Origin of the sequence: Flavobacterium sp. ACN2, assembly GCF_002303885.1 — a bacterium.
Taxonomy (GTDB): Bacteria; Bacteroidota; Bacteroidia; order Flavobacteriales; family Flavobacteriaceae; genus Flavobacterium.
On sequence record NZ_MRCM01000047.1, the window covers coordinates 1 to 587 of the forward strand.

General features: G+C 38.8%; 2 tRNA genes and 1 rRNA gene. All 3 read left to right on the forward strand.

The annotated features are described in order from the left end of the window. Positions 1–5 precede the first annotated feature (5 nt). The 3 genes from rrf (at position 6) to BSF41_RS23575 (ending at position 350) form a co-directional block, all read left to right on the forward strand. A 5S ribosomal RNA gene (gene rrf, locus BSF41_RS23565) occupies positions 6–115 on the forward strand. Between the two features lie 70 nt (positions 116–185). After that, positions 186–258, forward strand: a tRNA-Phe gene (locus BSF41_RS23570). Between the two features lie 6 nt (positions 259–264). Then, positions 265–350: transfer RNA gene (locus BSF41_RS23575), tRNA-Leu, on the forward strand. Positions 351–587 lie beyond the last annotated feature (237 nt).

Consider the following 587-nt stretch of genomic DNA (forward strand, 5'->3'; position numbering starts at 1 on the left):
AGCCTTAAGGTGGTTATTGCGGCGGGGCTCACCTCTTCCCATCCCGAACAGAGAAGTTAAGCCCGCCTGCGCAGATGGTACTGCAGTTTTGTGGGAGAGTATGTCGTCGCCTTTCTTTTGAAAACCCCGTTTCTAAATGGGGTTTTTTATTCTAACTTTTACTTATAGAGAAATGTAAGTAATATGGTACCTTAGCTCAGATGGTAGAGCAATGGACTGAAAATCCATGTGTCCCTGGTTCGATCCCTGGAGGTACCACATAATGCTCGGATGGTGAAATTGGTAGACACGCTGGACTTAAAATCCAGTGAACAGCAATGTTCGTGCGGGTTCAAGTCCCGCTCTGAGTACTAAAAACTTCAATTAACAAAAGTTAATTGAAGTTTTTTTTTGGTCTAAACTAAAATAGGTTTTTCTCTTACCATATGCTAAATTATTAAACTTCAAAAGCTGTTTTAATGGATCAGGTGCAAAAGTTGGGGATTAAGCAAAAAGATTAGATAATCTGAATAAGAAAAAATCTATTTTCCTGACTCCTCTAAATTGCGATCTAAAAGCTTTTAATTTTGCATTGAAAGATTCTGCTG